Genomic DNA, 1,165 nt, shown 5'->3' on the forward strand with positions numbered 1-1,165 from the left:
TTGGCGCTTGGCTGCGAGCGAGTTTAATAACCTGTTTGTTGAGCTTTTTGAGTTCGGCACTCTCACCGAGGAGCACCGTTTGATCACTAGGAATTGACTGAGCAAGATCAACTTTTGTTTCAGCGAGTTTAAGCGCACTAGATACAAGTGTGCGTAGTTGCGTTAAATCGACAGGCTTAGAGATAAAATCAAATGCACCTGCTTTTAGGGCTTCAATGGCGGTTTCAACACTGCCATAAGCGGTAATCATAGCTATCGGAATATGACTGTGTTCGCTCTGTATAAAACGCACAAAATCAATACCATTGCCATCCGGCAGGTTCATATCTGTTAAACATAATTGAAAGGTAAACTCTGACAAAGCACGATGAGCTTCTTCGATACAATCAACACTGACGGTATCTAACCCCATACGCATCAGCGTGATTTCGAGAAGTTCTCGAATATCTGGTTCATCATCAATTATTAATACGCATGGTCGAGTCATTTAACGTCTCTACTAGTTTCTATCTCAGTCAATGCTGAAGTCTGTATTCAAATGTTTCTGGCTTAAACAATTCGTTTGTGGTGCGCAAATATAATGCGAAAACAAGCACCGCCACTACTGCTCTCAAGGTAACTTAAGTTTGCCTGATTGGCTTCACACAGTTCACGCGATATGTATAGACCCAATCCGGTTCCTGTGCTCTCGGTTGTAAAAAAGGGCTCAAACAAATGTTTCTGATTCTCTTCCGATACGCCATTACCCGAATCAATGATATCTACGACAGCTTGTCCCGTGCCCGCTTTGCGTGACAAGCATACTTCAACCCCACCCTCGTTCATCGATTTCTCGATGTGGTATTGCGCATTGACAATCAAGTTAGTAAGCACTTGCTCAATCTGAGAAGGGTCAAATCGCGCCAAAGTGTCTTCCTTATTCAGAACGTTCACGCGGATGGGGATAGGAGAATCGCTTTGTTCTCGACACTGATCGACGACTTGCTCAAGCCAAGGTCGGAGTGAAATAGCCTGCACGTCGGGTTGACCACGGCGGCTCAAGGTAAGCGTATTTTCAATAATGCCATTTACTCGCGCGCAATGCCTTTCGATGATGCTAGTCATCTTGCGATCAGCTTCTGTCAATTCTTCTGACTCAGAAAGAAGCTGTGCAGCATGACTAATA

At 44.4% G+C, this 1,165-nt stretch carries 2 protein-coding genes; both read right to left on the reverse strand.

Translation table 11 applies throughout. The features are described from left to right. On the reverse strand, nt 1–487 hold a 487-nt coding region (locus A3739_RS10260), incomplete at its 3' end, for a sigma-54 dependent transcriptional regulator (protein ID WP_156502524.1). A gap of 62 nt (nt 488–549) precedes the next feature. Then, nucleotides 550–1,165, reverse strand: a 616-nt coding sequence (locus A3739_RS10265; protein ID WP_197472260.1) for a PAS domain-containing sensor histidine kinase, incomplete at its 5' end; no start/stop codon positions are given.

The sequence above is a fragment of the Oleiphilus sp. HI0067 genome (assembly GCF_001635735.1).